The sequence below is a fragment of the Silvimonas terrae genome, from assembly GCF_014202765.1.
Taxonomy (GTDB): Bacteria; Pseudomonadota; Gammaproteobacteria; order Burkholderiales; family Chitinibacteraceae; genus Silvimonas; species Silvimonas terrae.
Window position 1 is genome coordinate 16,763 of the sequence record NZ_JACHHN010000012.1, and the last position, 16,558, is coordinate 33,320.

Below are 16,558 nucleotides of genomic sequence, written 5' to 3' on the forward strand. Positions count from 1 at the left end.
CGCTTGTGTAAAACGCCTGGCTAAAGCGTGCGCCTCTGCCTACAGTGCGGGATGACCCTCCACCAGGAAGCAGACCATGGCAACGGACAACACCTTTCACGGCTGGGCCGCACCCGCCGCTGGCGCAGCATTGCAAAAACTGGATTTTGACGCCGGCCCGCTGACCGACGAAGAGGTAGAAGTCGAGATTGAGCACTGCGGCATCTGCCATTCAGATGTATCCATGATCGACAACGATTGGGGTATGACCCGCTACCCGTTTGTGCCAGGCCATGAAGCGGTGGGGCGTGTGGTCAAACTCGGTTCACAGGCCAAAGGGCTGACGATCGGGCAGCGCGTTGGCGTAGGCTGGAACCGCGGTAGCTGCATGCACTGTCATTCCTGCATTGGTGGCAATCAGCATTTGTGCAATGAGGTACAAGCCACCATCGTGGGCCGTCATGGTGCGTTTGCTGACCGTATCCGCGCGCACTGGGCCTGGGCCATCCCGCTGCCGGAAGGCATCGACCCAGGCGCCGCCGGCCCGCTCTTTTGCGGCGGGATCACCGTGTTTGCGCCGCTGGTGGTCCACAACGTCAAACCGACCAGCCGGGTGGGCGTGATCGGCATTGGGGGTCTGGGGCATATGGCGATCCGCTTCATGAGCGCCTGGGGCTGCGAGGTGACGGCGTTTACCTCATCCGCCCGCAAACATGATGAAGCCCGCAAACTGGGGGCGCATAACGTGGTGGTGAGTACCGACCCGGCTGAACTGAAGGCGGCGGCGGGCTCGCTGGATTTTTTGCTGGTCACAGCCAACGTCAACCTGAATTGGGATGCCATCATCGGCACCCTGGCACCGCAAGGGCGGCTGCACTTTGTCGGCGCTGTGCCGGCGCCGGTGCCGTTGACGGTGTTCACGCTGCTGAGCAAGCAGATGGATGTGTCTGGCTCGCCCACCGGCTCGCCCGCCGTGATTGCAGACATGCTGGCCTTCTGCGCCCGCCACGGCATTGCGCCGATGGTGGAGCACTACCCGGTGGCGCAGATTAACGATGCGCTACAGCACCTGCGGGATGGCAAGGCGCGGTATCGGGTGGTGCTGGATATGTGATGAGGAGGGGGGGGTGAGTGATGAGTGGGAGACTGGCATACCCCAGACTCGTCATTCCGGCCTTGAGCCGGAATCCAGTTGTACCGTTGTAAAGATGTGTGCCGCAGGCACTGACAATGGTTTATCAAATGGTGTGCCAGTGTAAGCCCGACTGCGGCGGGCGAGCTGGATTCCGGCTTCCGCCGGAATGACGAGGCAAGGGGAGCCAGCCTTTTCCTCCGCACACCGCATCACCCCTTCAACGTCACAATCTCTTCCGCCACCGTCGGGTGCAGTGCCACCGTCTGCCGGAACTGGCTCCAGGTGGCGTTCGCGGTCAGCGCTACGCCGACCAGTTGTGCCATTTCCGCCACGCCTTCACCCAACAGGTGCATGCCGACGACCTTGTCGGTCGGCGCGTCAATCAGCACCTTGATGAACACCTGATCCTCCAGCCCGCCAAACAACTGGGTCATGGCCCGGAACCTGGTTTTCAGTATCTTGAGTTGCGGGTAGCGCTGGCGGGCCGTGTGCTCGGGCAGGCCGACCGTGCCAATTTCCGGGCTGGAGAACACGGCGGTGGGGACCATTTCATAGTCAAAGTCCGCCACGCTCATGCCGCCATAAAGGCGATCCGCAAAGGCCTGGCCTTCACGGATGGCCACCGGTGTGAGGTTGAGCCGATCGGTGACGTCGCCAATGGCATAGATGGAGGGCACATTGGTGCGGCCGTGGTTATCCACCACAATGGCGCCCCGTTCATTGGTTTTGACGTCCACATTGGCCAGGCCCAGCCCGCGTGTATTGGGCGCGCGGCCGGTGCAGAGCATGACGGTATCGACGTCCAGCGTAAAGCCATCATTGGCCGTCACCCGCAGGCCTTCTGCCGTTTGTACCACCCGTTGCAGACCCTGGCTGCGCAGCAGCTTGATCCCGCGCCGGGCCTGGTGTTCGGCCAGTAGCTCGGCCACTTCTTCATCAAACCCGCGCAGAAGATGATCACCGCGAATGATCTGGGTGACCTCGCTACCCAGCCCGGCAAAGATGCCGGCAAATTCCACGGCAATGTAACCGCCGCCCACAATCAGGACGCGCTCGGGTTGCTCGGGCAGGTGGAACGCTTCGTCCGAGGTAATGGCCAGTTCATTGCCCGGAAAATCCGGCCGGGTAGGGTGGCCGCCAGTGGCAATCAGGATGGTGCCTGCGCTAATACGCTGACCGCTGCGGCCCAGTTCAATGGTGTGCGGGTCAATGATCTCGGCGTGATCGGCATGAATGGTCACGCCGGCCTTTTCCAGATTGGTTTGGTAAATCCCCTCCAGTCGGCTGATTTCCGTGTCTTTGTGGGTGATCAGGCTGGACCAGTCAAATTCCGCCTCACCCGGTGTCCAGCCGTAACCACGGCTGGCGCGAAATTGATCGGGAAAACGACTGGCGTACACCATCAGCTTTTTGGGGACACAACCCCGGTTTACGCAAGTGCCGCCGAAGTTGGCGCTCTCTGCAATGGCGACTTTGGCGCCGTGGTTCGCCGCAATACGCGCGGCACGCACGCCGCCAGAACCGCCGCCAATAACAAACAGATCGACATCGTGTTGTTGCATATACCGTCTCCATACAGGCAATGAGCAGATTGCCTTGAGTGTTGATCCAAAGAATGACCAAACGCAAGCCGCCCACAGACCAATTGCCAGGGGCGCGGGGCTGTTCTACGCTGCGGCTTTTAATGACAGCGAGTAGCGTGGATGGGCAAGAACAGACTGGAAGCTTTCAGTGATGGCGTGTTGGCCATCATCATCACCATCATGGTGCTGGAACTCAAAGTGCCGCACGGGGGCGATTTATCCGCTTTGCTGGGCATGTGGCCAGTGCTGGTGTCTTATATCCTGAGCTTCATCTATGTCGGCATTTACTGGAACAACCACCACAATTTGTTCCACGCGGCGACGTCCGTCAGTGGCGGCGTGCTGTGGGCCAATCTGCATCTGTTGTTCTGGCTGTCGCTGATCCCGGTGACCACGGCCTGGCTGGGCGAACACCCCAATCTGGCCTGGCCGGCTGCCCTGTATGGCTTGGTGTTGCTGGGCTCTGCCTTTGCCTATTACTTGCTGACCTGCGCGCTGATTGCGCGGCATGGCACGCAATCGAAACTGGCGCGTTCTTTGGGGCGCGATTTCAAGGGGCGGTTGTCCATTGTGCTGTATGCCGCAGGCGTGGGGAGCGCCTTTGTGCATTCTGCGTTGGCCTGCGCTTTTTATGCCGGTGTAGCGGCGTTGTGGCTGGTGCCGGATCGGCGTTTTGAGAAGCGACTGGCGGAAAACACGGAAGAGTAAGCGGCGGATACACCGCAAAAAAGCCGGCGGTATGCCGGCTTTTTTGCTGCTGGATGATGATCGCCTGCATTAGCCACGTGGTAATTCACAGACTTCAGAAAGCAGTTCGTAGGAACGCAGCCGCTCGGCATGATCGAACACGGCGGCGTTGGCCATCACTTCATTCACGCCGTACTCCTCGATAAACTCATTGAGTTTGGCCTTCACCGTGACCGGGCTGCCAACAATGGAAGCGCCCAGTTGCGCCATCACTGTCGCGCGTTCATGCGGCTGCCAGTAGTCGTCGATATTGCTCACCGGTTCTTCCAGCGGGCCAGGATTGCCACGGATCATCCCCAGGAAACGGCGCTGGGCAGAGGTCGCCAGAAACGCCGCGCGTTCATCCGTATCGGCAGCAATGACGTTGATCCCGGCCATGGCATACGGCTGTTCCAGCACGCGGGACGGGCGGAAGGTATGGCGATAGAGGTCAAACGCGGCCTTCATGTTGCGCGGCGCAAACTGCCCGGCAAAGGCAAACGGCAGGCCCAGATAACCTGCCAGTTGGGCAGAGAAACCGCTGGAACCCAGCAACCAGATGGGGACATCCAGCCCTTCGCCTGGCACGGCGTGAATGCCATTGCCGCCGCCATGCAGGTCAGGGCGGAAGTAGGCGCGCAGTTCGTCCAGCATTTGCGGGAACTGGTCGCCATCCGCCCCGGAATCACGCCGCAGCGCACGCATGGTGGCCTGGTCAGTTCCCGGCGCACGGCCCAGACCGAGGTCGATACGGCCAGGGTAGAGGGATTCCAGCGTGCCAAATTGCTCGGCAATCACCAGCGGCGAATGGTTGGGCAGCATGATGCCGCCCGAGCCCACCCGAATACGCTGAGTGCCGCCGGCCACATGGCCAATCACCACCGATGTGGCGGCGCTGGCAATGCCGCGCATGCCGTGGTGCTCCGCCAGCCAGTAGCGGTGATAACCCCAGCGGTCTGCATGCTGGGCCAGATCAAGGGTATTGGCCAGGGCCTTGGCCGGATTGGACCCCGCCACAATGGGCGAGAGGTCAAGAATGGAAACCGGGATGTTGGTGCGTGTGCTCATGGTCTTTCCGGCAAGCGGGGGAACCGGATAAATGAGGGCTCGACCCATAATTTCAAGACGATTGGTCTAATGGCGATTACACCACCAGCGAGACGGCCAGCAGCAACATGACCGCGCCAATGAGGCCATCCAGTACCCGCCACGCCCGTGGATTGGCAAACACCGGCGACAACAGGCGTGCACCAAAGCCCAGACCGATAAACCAAAGGGTAGATGCCGTCATTGCCCCCACCGCAAACCACGGCTGCGCGACAGGCGCTTGCTGGCTGGCAATCGAACCCAGTAGCACCACGGTATCCAGATAGACATGCGGGTTGAGCCAGGTCAGGGCCAGGATGGTCAGCGCCGCTTGCTGCCAGGTCAGCACCGGTACACCACCGGATGCGTGCAAAGCACCTGTGGCAAAGGCCGCGCGCCAGGCCCGCAAGCCATACCACACCAGAAAGGCCGCGCCCGCCCAGCGCGCCAAGGTCATCAGTGCCGGGCTGTGATCAATCAACGCACCCATGCCGGCCACACCGGCACCAATCAGCAACACATCACCCACGATGCAGACCAGCACGGTCAGGCCAAGGTGTTGCCGCGACAGCCCCATGCGCAACACATGCGCGTTCTGCCCGCCAATCGCCATGATCAGGCTGCCGCCCAATCCCAAACCTTTAAGCCACGCTGCAAACATCATCGCCATCATTCCTGGAGTCTTGAATCTGGCAGGATTGTGAATGGCTTGCAGCGTGAACAGAAGAGTTATTAATATCTTTCAGATTGGATAAAAATGGCTAATGAAGGAGCATGCTGTGAACCTGGATCATCGGCAGACCGATGCACTGCTGGCCGTCATCGAAACCGGTAGTTTCGATGCTGCGGCAGCGCGACTGCACGTGACGCAATCTGCGGTATCACAACGCATTCGCGCACTGGAAACCGCGCTGGGCCAGCCCCTGATCATCCGCAGTCGTCCGGCGCGCCCCACCTTGCACGGTCAGCGCCTGCTGCAATACCTGCGCCGTACCGCCATGCTGGATCAGGAACTGGCCGCCGAACTGGCCGACAACGCCCGCGCGCCGCTGGTGGTGCGCCTGGCCATCAACGCCGACACACTGGGCACGTGGTTTGTCCCCGCCGTTGCACCCTTGCTGCTCAAAGAGAATGTCTTGCTGGAAGTCATGCTGGACGATCAGGACCACACGTTTGCCTGGCTGGAATCCGGCGAAGCGACGGGCTGCGTGACCAGCGAGGCCGAACCCATGCGCGGTTGTCAGTCTTATGCCTTGGGCACCATGCGTTACCACATGCTCGCCTCACCCGACTATTGCCGGCGCTGGTACCCCGATGGCTTCACCCGCGCGGCCGCCCGCCATGCCCCGGTGATGGTGTTCAACCGTAAAGATGCCCTGCAGGCGGACTTCATGGAAGAACGCTTTGGGCTGACCCGGGACGTTTACCCCAGTCATTACATCCCCTCGCATGATTCTTACTTTGCGGCGGTCAAACTGGGGCTGGGGTGCGGGATGATTCCGGAACAACAGTATGGTGACCTGGTGGCGACGGGCGCACTGGTTGACCTGGCGCCGGATCAGCCGGTGGACGTGGCCTTGTACTGGCATGCATGGAAAGTACAATCGCCACGGCTGGAGTCGTTGACGCAGCGGATTGTGGCGGCAGCGCGGGAGGTATTGGGTGGGGGTGAGGGGGTACCAGGATAGTGATGATGGTTACCGAGGAGTGGCTGCGGCGGGTAGGCTTTGTTGATAGGCCGGCCCGGATGGAGGTGGTCTGAAGATGTTTGCCGTAGGGTGGATTCGGAGCGCCAGCGACAATCCACCGTAGCGATGTGTGTTAGCGCCTGGCGGCGCGGTGTTTTGATACCGGCAGTGGCCGGAGCACGTTACTTTTCTTTGCTTCGCCAAAGAAAAGTAACCAAAAGAAAGGCGACCCTGCGACAGCGCCCCTTCGGGGTTCCCTGCGCTTCTCGCAAAGTCCGGCTGGCTACGGGAACTCGCTTCGCTCAAACACCCCTTCGCCGAAACCCCGGACTTCGCTGCGATGCTCGGCGCTGCCGGAGGGGAGGCAGGTCAAAAACAACGACAACATCAAAAGCAACCCCAACCCCAACCCCAACCCCGCAAACCGTCTGCCCACAAGAATGTTTCGCCTCGCCCGCCACGTCGTCATTCCCGCGGAGGCGGGAATCCAGCCCGCAGCCCAATGGGCTGCTTGCGGTGGGTTGCCACCATTGCTTCGCGATTCCATCTTGAAGAATGTGCAGGCATTGCAGCTGGATTCCAGCTCAAGGCCGGAATGACAAGTTAAGTGGGACGCAGGTTGGATCGGTCGTTGTCGTTGTCGTTGGGGCTGTTTTTGACGTTCTTTCCCCATCAAAGCCCAGCGCCGAAGGAGGGAGGGAGACTTTGGGCTCCCGACCAACCGAGGGCAGCCCGGAGGGCCGCCACCCCGCTGCAACTGTCATCTGCTATGCCGGCATCTTTGTGGGGGTACCCACCAAGGGGCAGGCTGGGGTCGCCTTTCTTTGCCTGCTTTCTTTGGGGCCGCCGAGGTGGCGAAGCAAGTTGCACGATAAATGTGTACTGCAAATCAGGGTGCTCCGGCCACCGCCGGTATCAAACGCCTTTCAAACCCGCGCAGAGGGCGCTAACACAGTTTGTATTGCCGGCCAGGTCACCACACATTCACTCTCCGGCAGCAGGTCAAAAAAAACGCCGCTTCTAAATCAGCGGCGTTTTTTTACAGCCAGGGCGGTAAGCCCCAAAACAACTCACTTCACCCGCATCCCCGGCTTGGCACCCAGGTCCGGCGTCAGGATATACAAGCCACCATCCCCACCCGCAGCCAGCACCATGCCCTCAGACAGACCAAATTTCATCTTGCGCGGGGCCAGGTTGGCGACCATCACGGTGTGGCGGCCGATCAAGTCTTCCGGCTTGTAGGCGCTCTTGATACCGGCAAACACGTTGCGGGTTTCCGGCAGGCCAATGTCCAGCGTCAGTTGCAGCAGTTTCTCCGCGCCTTCCACGTGCTGGGCGTTCACAATCCTGGCGATACGCAGGTCAATCTTGCCGAAATCATCAATGTTGATGACGGGTTCGATTTCCGGAATTTCATAATCCGGCTTGGCTGCGGCAGGTTCGTTGCTGGTCGGGGCCAGGCTTTGTTTGTTTTCTTCGATCAAGGCTTCAATGTTCTTTGGATCTACGCGCTGCATCAGGTGCTGGTACACGTTGATGGTGTGGCCGGTCAGCAGTGTGCTGGCGTCAGCCCAGGTCAGCGGGGCAATATTGAGGAAGCTTTCCACGTCGGCAGCCAGTTTCGGCAGCACCGGCTTCAGGTACACGGTCAGGATGCGGAAGGCGTTGATCAGCACCGAGCACACGCGTTGCAGTTCGGCATCCTGGCCTTCTTGCTTGGCAATTTCCCACGGCTTGTGCGCGTCTACCCATTGGTTGACCTCATCGGTCAGCGCCATGATGTCGCGGATGGCGCGGCTGTATTCGCGGCTTTCCCACAGGCCGGCAATCTGCTCCGACGCAGCCTGCAGTTTGGCCAGCGGGCCGCTGTCGCCCAGGTCGGCGGCCAGTTGGCCGTCAAAACGCTTGGTGATGAAACCGGCAGCGCGGCTGGCAATGTTGATGTACTTGCCGATCAGATCACTGTTCACGCGGGCGACGAAGTCTTCCAGGTTCAGGTCGATATCTTCAATGTTCGCGTTGAGCTTGGCGGCAAAGTAATAGCGCAGCCATTCCGGGTTCAGGTGGCGCAGGTAAGACTCGGCGGTGATGAAGGTGCCGCGGCTCTTGGACATCTTCTGGCCGTCGACCGTCAAAAAGCCGTGCGCATTGATGCCGGTCGGGGTGCGGTAACCGGCGTATTCCAGCATGGCCGGCCAGAACAGGGCGTGGAAGTACAGAATGTCCTTGCCGATGTGGTGATACAACTCGGCACCGGAATCCTTGTTCCAGAAGGCATCAAAGTCGATGCCGGTGCGATCGCACAGTTGCTGGAAGCTGGCCATGTAACCGACCGGCGCATCCAGCCATACATAGAAATACTTGCCCGGCGCATCGGGGATTTCAAAGCCGAAATAGGGCGCGTCGCGGCTGATGTCCCAGTCATTCAGGCCGGCATCAAACCACTCTTGCAATTTATTGGCGGCGCCTTCCTGCAAACGCAGGCGGTCGTTGCCATTGACGTTGACACGACCGGACGTCCAGCTACGCAAGAATTCCTCGCAATCGCCCAGCTTGAAGAAGTAATGCTCGGAGTCACGCAGCTCTGGCGTAGCGCCGGAAATGGCGGAGTACGGGTTGATCAGATCGGTCGGGGCATAGGTAGTGCCACAGACTTCACAGTTGTCACCGTATTGATCCTTGGCATGGCACTTGGGGCATTCGCCTTTGACAAAGCGGTCTGGCAGAAACATGTTTTTCTGCGGATCGTACAACTGGCTGATGGTGCGGTTGGCGATCTTGCCGTTGGCTTTGAGTGCGTTGTAAATGCGGTAGGAATACTGGCGGTTTTCTTCCGAATGCGTGCTGCCGTAGTTGTCGTAGTTCACCAGGAACCCGGCAAAGTCTTGCTCGTGCGCTTTTTTGGCATCGGCAATCAGTTGTTCCGGCGTAATGCCCAGGTTTTGCGCCCGCAGCATGATCGGCGTGCCGTGGGTGTCATCGGCACAGACGGCGTAGCACTCGTGCCCGCGCATCTTCTGAAAACGCGCCCAGGTGTCGGTCTGGATATGTTCCAGCATATGCCCAAGGTGCAGTGGACCGTTGGCATAAGGGAGGGCGGAGGTAATCAGTATCTTGCGCTTCATGGGATCAGGCTGTCCGTGTTGAACAATCGAATTGGCGATTATACCGCAAGAGACAGCCTGATCTGAAAAGCACTCCGTCCGTTTTACCGTCAAGAAGAAGACGCTACGACCTCGCCCATGCCTTGTGTGGAGGCGGCCTGAGCTTCGCGCTGGCGCCGCACCCGTTTGAGCGGCAGCCAAAGCACGGCCAGCCACGGCACGCGGGAAACCACCCGGAAGGCCAGTGCCGGCAGAATCATGGCTGCCAGCCAGGAGGCGATTGCTGCCAGCAGCAAGATATGGCTGTGCTCCATGAAAAAGCGAAAGACCCGGCGTTGCAGATAATCATGAAACAGCAAGATAAACAGACTTGCTGCCGCGGCCTGCGTGAGCAACCGGGTCAACATGGGCCTGTGCCGCGAAATCCAGACCGCTGCCGAGAGCACCAGATAAACACCGCAGACCGTCTGCCCGATGTTGCACACATAATCGTCAAACACCCTGTCGTTCAGGTTCATCTCTCCGGATGAGAGATAGTGCAGCAGGATAAAGGCAACAAGGCCGAGGAATGCCACTACCGGGTGTGGTTCAAAGGTGCGCAAACGTTGACGCAAGGCATGCCCGACCAGAAAGATGGGGACCGTAATCAGCAGCAGATCTGCACTGAACGGAAACCCCAGCTCGCTATAGATGGCCGGTGTTGCCGAATAAGCCACGTTTGTGAGTGGAATTGGCATCTCCTGCAGTTGTTGAAACATCTCCCACGCCAGCGTCACGCTGGTTACCCCGAGCAGCAACGACAGCCATTGCGCAATGCGCAACCGCTCCGCAATGTTCAGATAAACCCGCGCCGTGATAAACACCAGAAACAGATGCGGCAGGAACCACAGTGGTGTCCAGCGCAGCGTGCCACCCGTGCCGTAAAGAGAACCGGCGACGTATTGCACGAACGGGTCGCGTGACAGTAATGGCTGGAGTGGCGCCACCACAATCAGCGTGACAAAGAAGGGTTTGAGCACGCCGTCGAGCTTGGCCAGGGTCAGCTTGCCCAGAGACAGCGTGTCGTTGAAAAACACCCCTGACATCAGGAAGAACATAGGCATGTTGATGGAATGCAGCACCTGATGTGCCATGGGGTTGATGTGCTGAAAGATCAGGTTATGGCCCAGGACGACAAGTGTAATACCCATGCCGCGGGCCACATCCAGATGCTGGATGCGCTGTTGCATTGATCACCTCTTTATGTGTGCGATTGGTTTTGTGGGTGATTCTACGGCGATAACTTAAATAATTACAATAAAAGAAATAATTAAGTAATTAATAATATGGGCAATTCTTAAGTGATGGAAAGCGCTTGCGGACGGTACGCGACGGCAACCGCACCGGCGCGGTAACATGGCAGATTGGCATTTTCAGGCAAGGGCATGGCCTTTCCGCTTTATTTTGAAGTCATCAACCAGATCGGCACGGCTGCTTTTGCCATGGCCGGGTATCTGGTCGGGGTGCGCAAACGGCTGGACTTGCTGGGTGTAGTGATTGTGGCGCTCTTGACCGGCATTGGCGGCGGCATCATCCGTGACGTACTGGTCAATCGCACGCCACGCGCATTTGTGGACGTGTTGCCGCTCTACACCATTTTTGTCACGCTGGCGGTGTCCTGGCTGATCAAGCTGCATCAACGTCATACCGGCATGTTGCGCAAGCTGTTTATCGTGGCCGACTCGATTGGTCTGGTGGCGTTTAGCCTGGCTGGCGCGCACGTTGGCATGGATAGCAACCTGAATCTGTTTGGCGTGTGTTTCCTGGGTTTTGTCACCGCCGTGGGTGGCGGTGTGGTGCGAGACGTAATGGTGAACGACGTCCCCTTTATCCTGCGAGAAGACTTCTACGGCACAGTGGCCATTTTGTTATCGGTGGCGCTGTACGCCTGCCAGCAATATGGCCTTGCCGGCGCAGTGGCCGAATGGACGCTGTTTGGCTTGGGCCTGGTGCTGCGTCTGGTCGCGCACAAGCGCGATTTCAGACTGCCCAAGGTGGAAGGATGAACGCGCAAACGCCCGCCGCAGGGGATTTTTCTGGCTGGGGAGACTGGCTACAACAGCAGCTGGCGGGGGCAGAGCGACAAACCCTGGGTGACCTGAGCCGGCAAAACGCGGGACGCGCTGCGGCGGTGCTGGTGCCGGTGGTGCCCTACCCGCAAGGCACGCGCATCATCCTGACCGAACGCGCCGCACACCTGCGGCATCACGCCGGGCAAATCAGTTTTCCGGGCGGTCGCACTGACCCGCATGATCTCAACCCCGCTGCCACCGCCTTGCGGGAAGCGCGGGAAGAAATCGGCCTCTCGCCGGAGAACGTCACGGTGGTCGGGGAACTGGGTCACTACCACACCATCACCGGCTTTACGGTCACGCCTGTCGTCGGCCTGGTGCAACCGGGCATGACCCTGAAACCAGAGCCCGGCGAGGTCGCCACGATTCTGGAGTTACCCTGGAGTACGCTGCTGGACCCGGCCCGGTATGAATTACGCTGGGTAGAGCGGCGTGGCTTGCGCGGAAAAAGCCTGTTTGTGGAATGTGGCGAGATCACCGTCTGGGGCGCGACGGCAGGCATGCTGCTGATGCTGGCGCGGGCACTGGGTATGCCGGGGCAACCACGGGACGTCACGACCGGTTGATTTCCGTGGGTTTGGACCAGATCCACAACCCCGCACAACCCCAATCAATACAAACGGTTGCAAAGCAGCGCCTGTTTTCCCGATCCGCGTATCTTGCAGAGCAGCGAATTGTCACAGGTTCGTGCTACAATCCTCGGCTTTTCAAACTGTTAGCTTTCCCCACACATGACGCGCGCTCTCCGTAACATCGCCATTATCGCTCACGTCGACCACGGCAAAACCACGCTGGTCGATCAACTTCTGCGCCAGTCCGGCACCTTCCGCGAAAACCAGCAGGTGGACGAGCGGGTCATGGACAGCAACGACCTGGAAAAAGAGCGCGGCATTACCATTCTGGCCAAGAACACGGCTATTGAATACGAAGGTACCCACATCAACATCGTCGACACCCCGGGGCACGCGGACTTCGGCGGTGAAGTGGAACGTGTGCTGGGTATGGTTGACGGCGTGCTGCTGCTGGTTGACGCCGTTGAAGGCCCGATGCCGCAAACGCGCTTCGTGACCAAAAAGGCGCTGGCCCTGGGCCTGCGTCCTATCGTCGTGATCAACAAGATCGACCGTCCGGGTGCACGTCCGGATTGGGTTGTGGATCAGACGTTTGACCTGTTTGACAAGCTGGGCGCTACTGACGAACAGCTCGATTTCGCCATCATCTACGCATCCGGCCTGAATGGCTTTGCCAAGATGGAACTGGACGAAACTTCCGACAATATGCGTCCGCTGTTCGAAACCGTGCTCAAGCACGTTCCGACACCGAAGGGCGATCCGGAAGCGCCGCTGCAACTGCAAATCGCCGCGCTGGATTACTCCACCTACACCGGCCGCCTTGGCGTTGGCCGCGTGCTGAATGGCCGCATCAAGCCGGGTCAGCAAGTGGTGGTGATGAACCACGAAGAACAAGTTTCCTCTGGCCGTATCAACCAGGTGCTGGGCTTCCAGGGTCTGGAACGCGTTGCGGTGGAAAGCGCCGAAGCCGGCGATATCATCGTGATCTCCGGTCTGGACGAGATCGGCATTGGCGTGACCATTTGCGACAAGGACGCCCCGGCTGGCCTGCCAGTGCTGGGTGTGGACGAGCCGACGCTGACCATGGACTTCATGGTGAACACCTCGCCGCTGGCCGGTACCGAAGGCAAGTTTGTGACCAGCCGCCAGATTCGTGACCGCCTGACCAAAGAACTGCTGACCAACGTGGCGCTGCGCGTTGAAGACACGGCCGATGCGGATATCTTCCGCGTGTCCGGTCGTGGCGAACTGCACTTGACCATCTTGCTGGAAAGCATGCGTCGTGAAGGTTTTGAAATGGCCGTGGCCAAGCCGCGCGTGGTGTACAAGGATATCGACGGCCAGAAGTGTGAGCCGTATGAGAACCTGACCATCGACCTGGAAGACGAACACCAGGGCGGCATCATGGAAGAAATCGGTCGTCGCCGTGGCGAACTGACCAATATGGAATCCGATGGTCGCGGTCGTACCCGTCTGGAATACCATATTCCGGCACGTGGCCTGATCGGCTTTCAGTCTGACTTCATGACCATGACCCGTGGTACCGGCCTGATGAGCCACGTGTTTGATGACTACGCACCGGTCAAGGCGGATCTGCCGGGCCGTCACAACGGCGTGCTGATCTCGCAAGATCACGGTGAAGCGGTGGCCTACGCCCTGTGGAAGCTGGAAGATCGCGGTCGCATGTTTGTCTCCCCGGGCGACAAGCTGTACGAAGGCATGATCATTGGTATCCACAGCCGCGACAACGATCTGGTGGTGAACCCGATCAAGGGCAAGCAATTGACCAACGTGCGCGCATCCGGTACCGATGAAGCCGTGCGTCTGACCACCCCGATCAAGCTGTCGCTGGAATCGGCCGTTGAGTTCATCGATGATGACGAACTGGTGGAAATCACCCCGCAGTCGATCCGTATCCGCAAGCGTTTCCTGCAAGAACACGAGCGTCGTCGCGCATTCAAGGCAGACAACAGCTAATCCGGCTTGATCTGTAGTACGTAAAAAAGGCGACCTTGATGGTCGCCTTTTTTATCTGTGTTCGCTGCTGCCATATTCCTGCGCGCCTGGCCCTGTTGTAACCGGTACTTGCTTTGGAACAAGGGGGGATTCGGGTATCCTCGCGTTCTTGCGCATCGTTTATTCAATTCTGATCAAGGTAAAGCATATTGATGGCCCCGGAAAAGCAGATGCCCCACGGCAGCCAAAGCCTGTCTCGTGCTTTTCAGTTAATTGAAGTGTTGAGCGGTTTTCCCAACGGCTGTCCACTGGCCCGATTGTCGGAACTGGTTGAGCTGAACAAAAGCACCACGCACCGCATTCTGCAGGCGCTCAGTGCCATGGGTTATGTGACCCATGCTGGCGCTGCAGGTAGTTATCGACTGACCGCAAAACTGGTGGCGGTGGGGCAAAAGGCACTGTCTTCGCTCAATATCATTCAGGTGGCTGCGCCATTTCTGGAAACGCTGAATCTGGAAACGGGCGAGACGGTGAATCTCTCCCATTGGGAGGCGGATCATACCGTGCTGATTTACAAGCTTGAGCCCACACGGTCGGTCATGCGCACGCATGCCTATATCGGTCAGCAAAGCGCTTTGCATTGCACGGCGATGGGCAAGCTTTACCTGGCCCACGCGGCAGAAGGGTATGTTGAGCGCTATTGGGCCAATGCACGTATAGAGCGGCTGACGGAACACACCATCGTGGCGCTGGATGCGTTGCACGCGGAATTGGCGCAAATCCGGGCCACTGGTATTGCTTTTGATCGTGAAGAAAACGAATTAGGCGTCTCTTGCATTGCCGCGCCGGTTTTTGATGTGAAACAGCGGGTTGAATATGCGATTTCCACTTCACTGCCGACTTCCCGGCTGGCCGCACAGGGGCAAGAGGCCTTGATCGGGCCGATCCGGCTGGCGGCGCGGCAGATCTCTGCGGAGTTGGGTGGCTGACAGGGTGGGGGTTTATCAATAAAAAACGGCAGTGGTCACTGCCGTTTTTTATTGGCTACGGATTGCGGATGAGGAGGCTGTGGTTATTGGCCGTAATAAGCCTTGGCCCCATGCTTGCGCAGATAGTGCCGGTCCAGCAATGGCTGTTGCATCGGACTCAGGCGTGGCGCGAGTTGGGCGGAGAAAATCCCCATATAGGCAATTTCTTCCAGCACCACGGCATTGTGCACGGCGGCCATGGCATCTTTACCCTAGGCAAATGGACCATGTGAATGCACCAGCACGGCCGGAATCTGCCCCGCCGCCAGCCCGCGCTGCGCAAAGGTCTCGATAATCACGTTGCCGGTTTCCAGTTCATAATCGCCGGCTATTTCGTGTTCTGTCATCAAACGGGTGCATGGAATATCGCCGTAGAAATAATCTGCATGGGTTGTGCCCCAGGCGGGTAGATCGATTCCGACCTGTGCCCAGATCGTGGCATGGCGGGAATGCGTATGCACAATGCCGCCCACTTCCGGGAAAGCCCGGTAAAGCGCCAGGTGCGTTGGCGTATCGGATGATGGTTTGAGCTTGCCTTCCCGGATGTTGCCTTGCAGATCCACCACCACCATGTCTTCGGCGCACATGACTTCATAATCCAGCCCGGACGGTTTGATCACCACAAGACCGCTGGCACGATCAATGGCGCTGACGTTACCCCAGGTAAACGTCACCAGTTTGTGCTGGGGCAGGGCCAGGTTGGCGTGCAGTACTTGCTGCTTCAGTTGTTCAAGCATGCCAGCCTCCTTCTTGCATGCGCGCTTCAATCCAGCGGCGGGCAGCAATGATTTCAGCCACCGGTTCTTCCGCTTTTTCAGTCCACATCTCAATCAGGAACGCGCCGCGATAATTGAGTGTCTTGAGCGTGCGAAAGACATTCACAAAATCCACGCAACCCTGACCAAAGGGAACGTCGCGAAACTGGCCGGGCTGCAGTTCGGTCACCGGATAAGTATCTTTGAGGTGAATGGCGGCAATGCGGTCAAGCCCCAGCGCCAGCTCATCGGGCACGTTATTGCCCCAGGCAGAAAGATTGCCCACGTCTGGATACACGCTGAACCACGGAGAACGGATTTGCGCCTCCCAAGCTTTCCATTTGCGGATGGAGTTCATGAACGCGGTGTCCATGATCTCCACCGACAACATCACCTGGGCCTGGGCGGCCAGGTCAGCAGCCCACTGCAGCCCTTGCATGAATTGCGCTTCGGTATGCGGGTCGTGCGGTTCGTAATACACGTCATAGCCGGCGAGCTGGATATTGCGGATTCCCACGTCCTGGGCCAGCCGGATGGCTTTACTCATGATGGTGCGTGCGGCTTCGCGCGTGGCCGGATCACGGCTGCCAAACGGAAACCGTCGATGCCCGGATAAGCACATGGAGGGGATACGCACGCCACTATCAATGATGGCGTTGGCGAGCGTTTTGCGTTCGGTCGCAGACCAGTCCAGCCGGGCCAGTCGCTCTGGTGTTTCATCAATCGAGATTTCAACAAAGTCAAAACCACAGGCCTTGGCCAGTGCAAGGCGCTCACTCCACGCCAGCTGCCCGGGAAGTGCTTTTTCGTAAATACCTAACGGATGAGTACGCAT

General features: G+C 58.9%; 15 protein-coding genes. 7 read left to right on the top strand and 8 right to left on the bottom strand.

What is annotated here, in order from left to right:
- Positions 1–76: 76 nt before the first annotated feature.
- A complete protein-coding gene (gene ahr, locus HNQ50_RS20965; RefSeq protein ID WP_184103253.1) occupies positions 77–1,093 on the top strand; it encodes an NADPH-dependent aldehyde reductase Ahr in 1,017 nt (338 codons plus the stop codon).
- A gap of 230 nt (positions 1,094–1,323) precedes the next feature.
- Here the strand turns inward: ahr and gorA are convergent, their stop codons facing one another.
- Positions 1,324–2,676, bottom strand: a complete 1,353-nt coding sequence (gorA, locus tag HNQ50_RS20970) for a glutathione-disulfide reductase (RefSeq protein WP_184103255.1) — start codon at positions 2,674–2,676, stop codon at positions 1,324–1,326.
- 141 nt (positions 2,677–2,817) lie between these two features.
- On the opposite strand from gorA, the gene HNQ50_RS20975 reads away from it, so the two are divergent.
- Positions 2,818–3,405 (top strand): TMEM175 family protein, encoded by a 588-nt coding sequence (locus tag HNQ50_RS20975; RefSeq protein ID WP_184103257.1) that lies wholly within the window; start codon positions 2,818–2,820, stop codon positions 3,403–3,405.
- A gap of 69 nt (positions 3,406–3,474) precedes the next feature.
- Here the strand turns inward: HNQ50_RS20975 and HNQ50_RS20980 are convergent, their stop codons facing one another.
- Complete coding sequence (locus tag HNQ50_RS20980; protein WP_184103259.1) at positions 3,475–4,491, bottom strand: LLM class flavin-dependent oxidoreductase; 1,017 nt, start codon at positions 4,489–4,491, stop codon at positions 3,475–3,477.
- 76 nt (positions 4,492–4,567) lie between these two features.
- Positions 4,568–5,173 carry a LysE/ArgO family amino acid transporter gene (locus tag HNQ50_RS20985; RefSeq protein ID WP_184103261.1) on the bottom strand — a complete coding sequence of 202 codons (606 nt, stop codon included), beginning with the start codon at positions 5,171–5,173 and terminating at the stop codon, positions 4,568–4,570.
- Positions 5,174–5,288: 115 nt separating this feature from the next.
- Between HNQ50_RS20985 and HNQ50_RS20990 the strand changes: the two genes are divergently transcribed.
- Positions 5,289–6,197, top strand: coding sequence for a LysR family transcriptional regulator ArgP (locus HNQ50_RS20990; RefSeq protein WP_308419193.1), 909 nt, complete (start codon positions 5,289–5,291; stop codon positions 6,195–6,197).
- Between the two features lie 1,070 nt (positions 6,198–7,267).
- On the opposite strand, the gene metG is transcribed toward HNQ50_RS20990, so the two are convergent.
- Together metG and HNQ50_RS21000 are read right to left on the bottom strand one after the other, a co-directional pair.
- On the bottom strand, positions 7,268–9,322 hold the full coding sequence (gene metG, locus HNQ50_RS20995; RefSeq protein ID WP_184103265.1) for a methionine--tRNA ligase: 2,055 nt from the start codon (positions 9,320–9,322) through the stop codon (positions 7,268–7,270).
- A gap of 89 nt (positions 9,323–9,411) precedes the next feature.
- Positions 9,412–10,530, bottom strand: coding sequence for an acyltransferase family protein (locus HNQ50_RS21000; protein ID WP_184103267.1), 1,119 nt, complete (start codon positions 10,528–10,530; stop codon positions 9,412–9,414).
- A 195-nt stretch (positions 10,531–10,725) separates the two neighbouring features.
- Between HNQ50_RS21000 and HNQ50_RS21005 the strand changes: the two genes are divergently transcribed.
- The 4 genes from HNQ50_RS21005 (at position 10,726) to HNQ50_RS21020 (ending at position 14,929) form a co-directional block, all read left to right on the top strand.
- Positions 10,726–11,346: a trimeric intracellular cation channel family protein gene (locus tag HNQ50_RS21005; RefSeq protein WP_184103269.1), complete on the top strand. Its 621-nt coding sequence runs from the start codon at positions 10,726–10,728 to the stop codon at positions 11,344–11,346.
- Positions 11,343–11,978 carry a CoA pyrophosphatase gene (locus HNQ50_RS21010; protein WP_184103271.1) on the top strand — a complete coding sequence of 212 codons (636 nt, stop codon included), beginning with the start codon at positions 11,343–11,345 and terminating at the stop codon, positions 11,976–11,978. Before HNQ50_RS21005 ends, HNQ50_RS21010 begins: the two co-directional genes overlap by 4 nt.
- A gap of 165 nt (positions 11,979–12,143) precedes the next feature.
- Entirely contained in the window at positions 12,144–13,961 is a 1,818-nt protein-coding gene (gene typA / locus HNQ50_RS21015; protein WP_184103273.1) for a translational GTPase TypA, read from the top strand.
- A gap of 209 nt (positions 13,962–14,170) precedes the next feature.
- Positions 14,171–14,929 (top strand): IclR family transcriptional regulator, encoded by a 759-nt coding sequence (locus tag HNQ50_RS21020; RefSeq protein WP_281386232.1) that lies wholly within the window; start codon positions 14,171–14,173, stop codon positions 14,927–14,929.
- A gap of 83 nt (positions 14,930–15,012) precedes the next feature.
- Here HNQ50_RS21020 and HNQ50_RS22435 read toward each other — a convergent pair whose 3' ends face one another.
- The 3 genes from HNQ50_RS22435 to HNQ50_RS21030 are packed head-to-tail and all read right to left on the bottom strand — an operon-like array spanning position 15,013 to position 16,558.
- Positions 15,013–15,168, bottom strand: a complete 156-nt coding sequence (locus HNQ50_RS22435) for a class II aldolase/adducin head domain-containing protein (RefSeq protein WP_281386233.1) — start codon at positions 15,166–15,168, stop codon at positions 15,013–15,015.
- 12 nt (positions 15,169–15,180) lie between these two features.
- Entirely contained in the window at positions 15,181–15,705 is a 525-nt protein-coding gene (gene araD, locus HNQ50_RS21025) for an L-ribulose-5-phosphate 4-epimerase AraD (protein WP_281386234.1), read from the bottom strand.
- On the bottom strand, positions 15,698–16,558 hold the full coding sequence (locus tag HNQ50_RS21030; protein WP_184103277.1) for an L-ribulose-5-phosphate 3-epimerase: 861 nt from the start codon (positions 16,556–16,558) through the stop codon (positions 15,698–15,700). Before HNQ50_RS21030 ends, araD begins: the two co-directional genes overlap by 8 nt.

Excerpts from the sequence above, each read along its gene's own strand:
- ahr (WP_184103253.1), top strand. The coding sequence starts at position 77 with ATGGCAACGGACAACACCTTTCACGGCTGGGCCGCACCCGCCGCTGGC.
- gorA (WP_184103255.1), bottom strand. The coding sequence starts at position 2,676 with ATGCAACAACACGATGTCGATCTGTTTGTTATTGGCGGCGGTTCTGGC.
- HNQ50_RS20975 (WP_184103257.1), top strand. The coding sequence starts at position 2,818 with ATGGGCAAGAACAGACTGGAAGCTTTCAGTGATGGCGTGTTGGCCATC.
- HNQ50_RS20980 (WP_184103259.1), bottom strand. The coding sequence starts at position 4,491 with ATGAGCACACGCACCAACATCCCGGTTTCCATTCTTGACCTCTCGCCC.
- HNQ50_RS20985 (WP_184103261.1), bottom strand. The coding sequence starts at position 5,173 with ATGATGTTTGCAGCGTGGCTTAAAGGTTTGGGATTGGGCGGCAGCCTG.
- metG (WP_184103265.1), bottom strand. The coding sequence starts at position 9,322 with ATGAAGCGCAAGATACTGATTACCTCCGCCCTCCCTTATGCCAACGGT.
- HNQ50_RS21000 (WP_184103267.1), bottom strand. The coding sequence starts at position 10,530 with ATGCAACAGCGCATCCAGCATCTGGATGTGGCCCGCGGCATGGGTATT.
- HNQ50_RS21005 (WP_184103269.1), top strand. The coding sequence starts at position 10,726 with ATGGCCTTTCCGCTTTATTTTGAAGTCATCAACCAGATCGGCACGGCT.
- HNQ50_RS21010 (WP_184103271.1), top strand. The coding sequence starts at position 11,343 with ATGAACGCGCAAACGCCCGCCGCAGGGGATTTTTCTGGCTGGGGAGAC.
- typA (WP_184103273.1), top strand. The coding sequence starts at position 12,144 with ATGACGCGCGCTCTCCGTAACATCGCCATTATCGCTCACGTCGACCAC.
- HNQ50_RS21020 (WP_281386232.1), top strand. The coding sequence starts at position 14,171 with ATGCCCCACGGCAGCCAAAGCCTGTCTCGTGCTTTTCAGTTAATTGAA.
- HNQ50_RS22435 (WP_281386233.1), bottom strand. The coding sequence starts at position 15,168 with ATGGCCGCCGTGCACAATGCCGTGGTGCTGGAAGAAATTGCCTATATG.
- araD (WP_281386234.1), bottom strand. The coding sequence starts at position 15,705 with ATGCTTGAACAACTGAAGCAGCAAGTACTGCACGCCAACCTGGCCCTG.
- HNQ50_RS21030 (WP_184103277.1), bottom strand. The coding sequence starts at position 16,558 with ATGCGTACTCATCCGTTAGGTATTTACGAAAAAGCACTTCCCGGGCAG.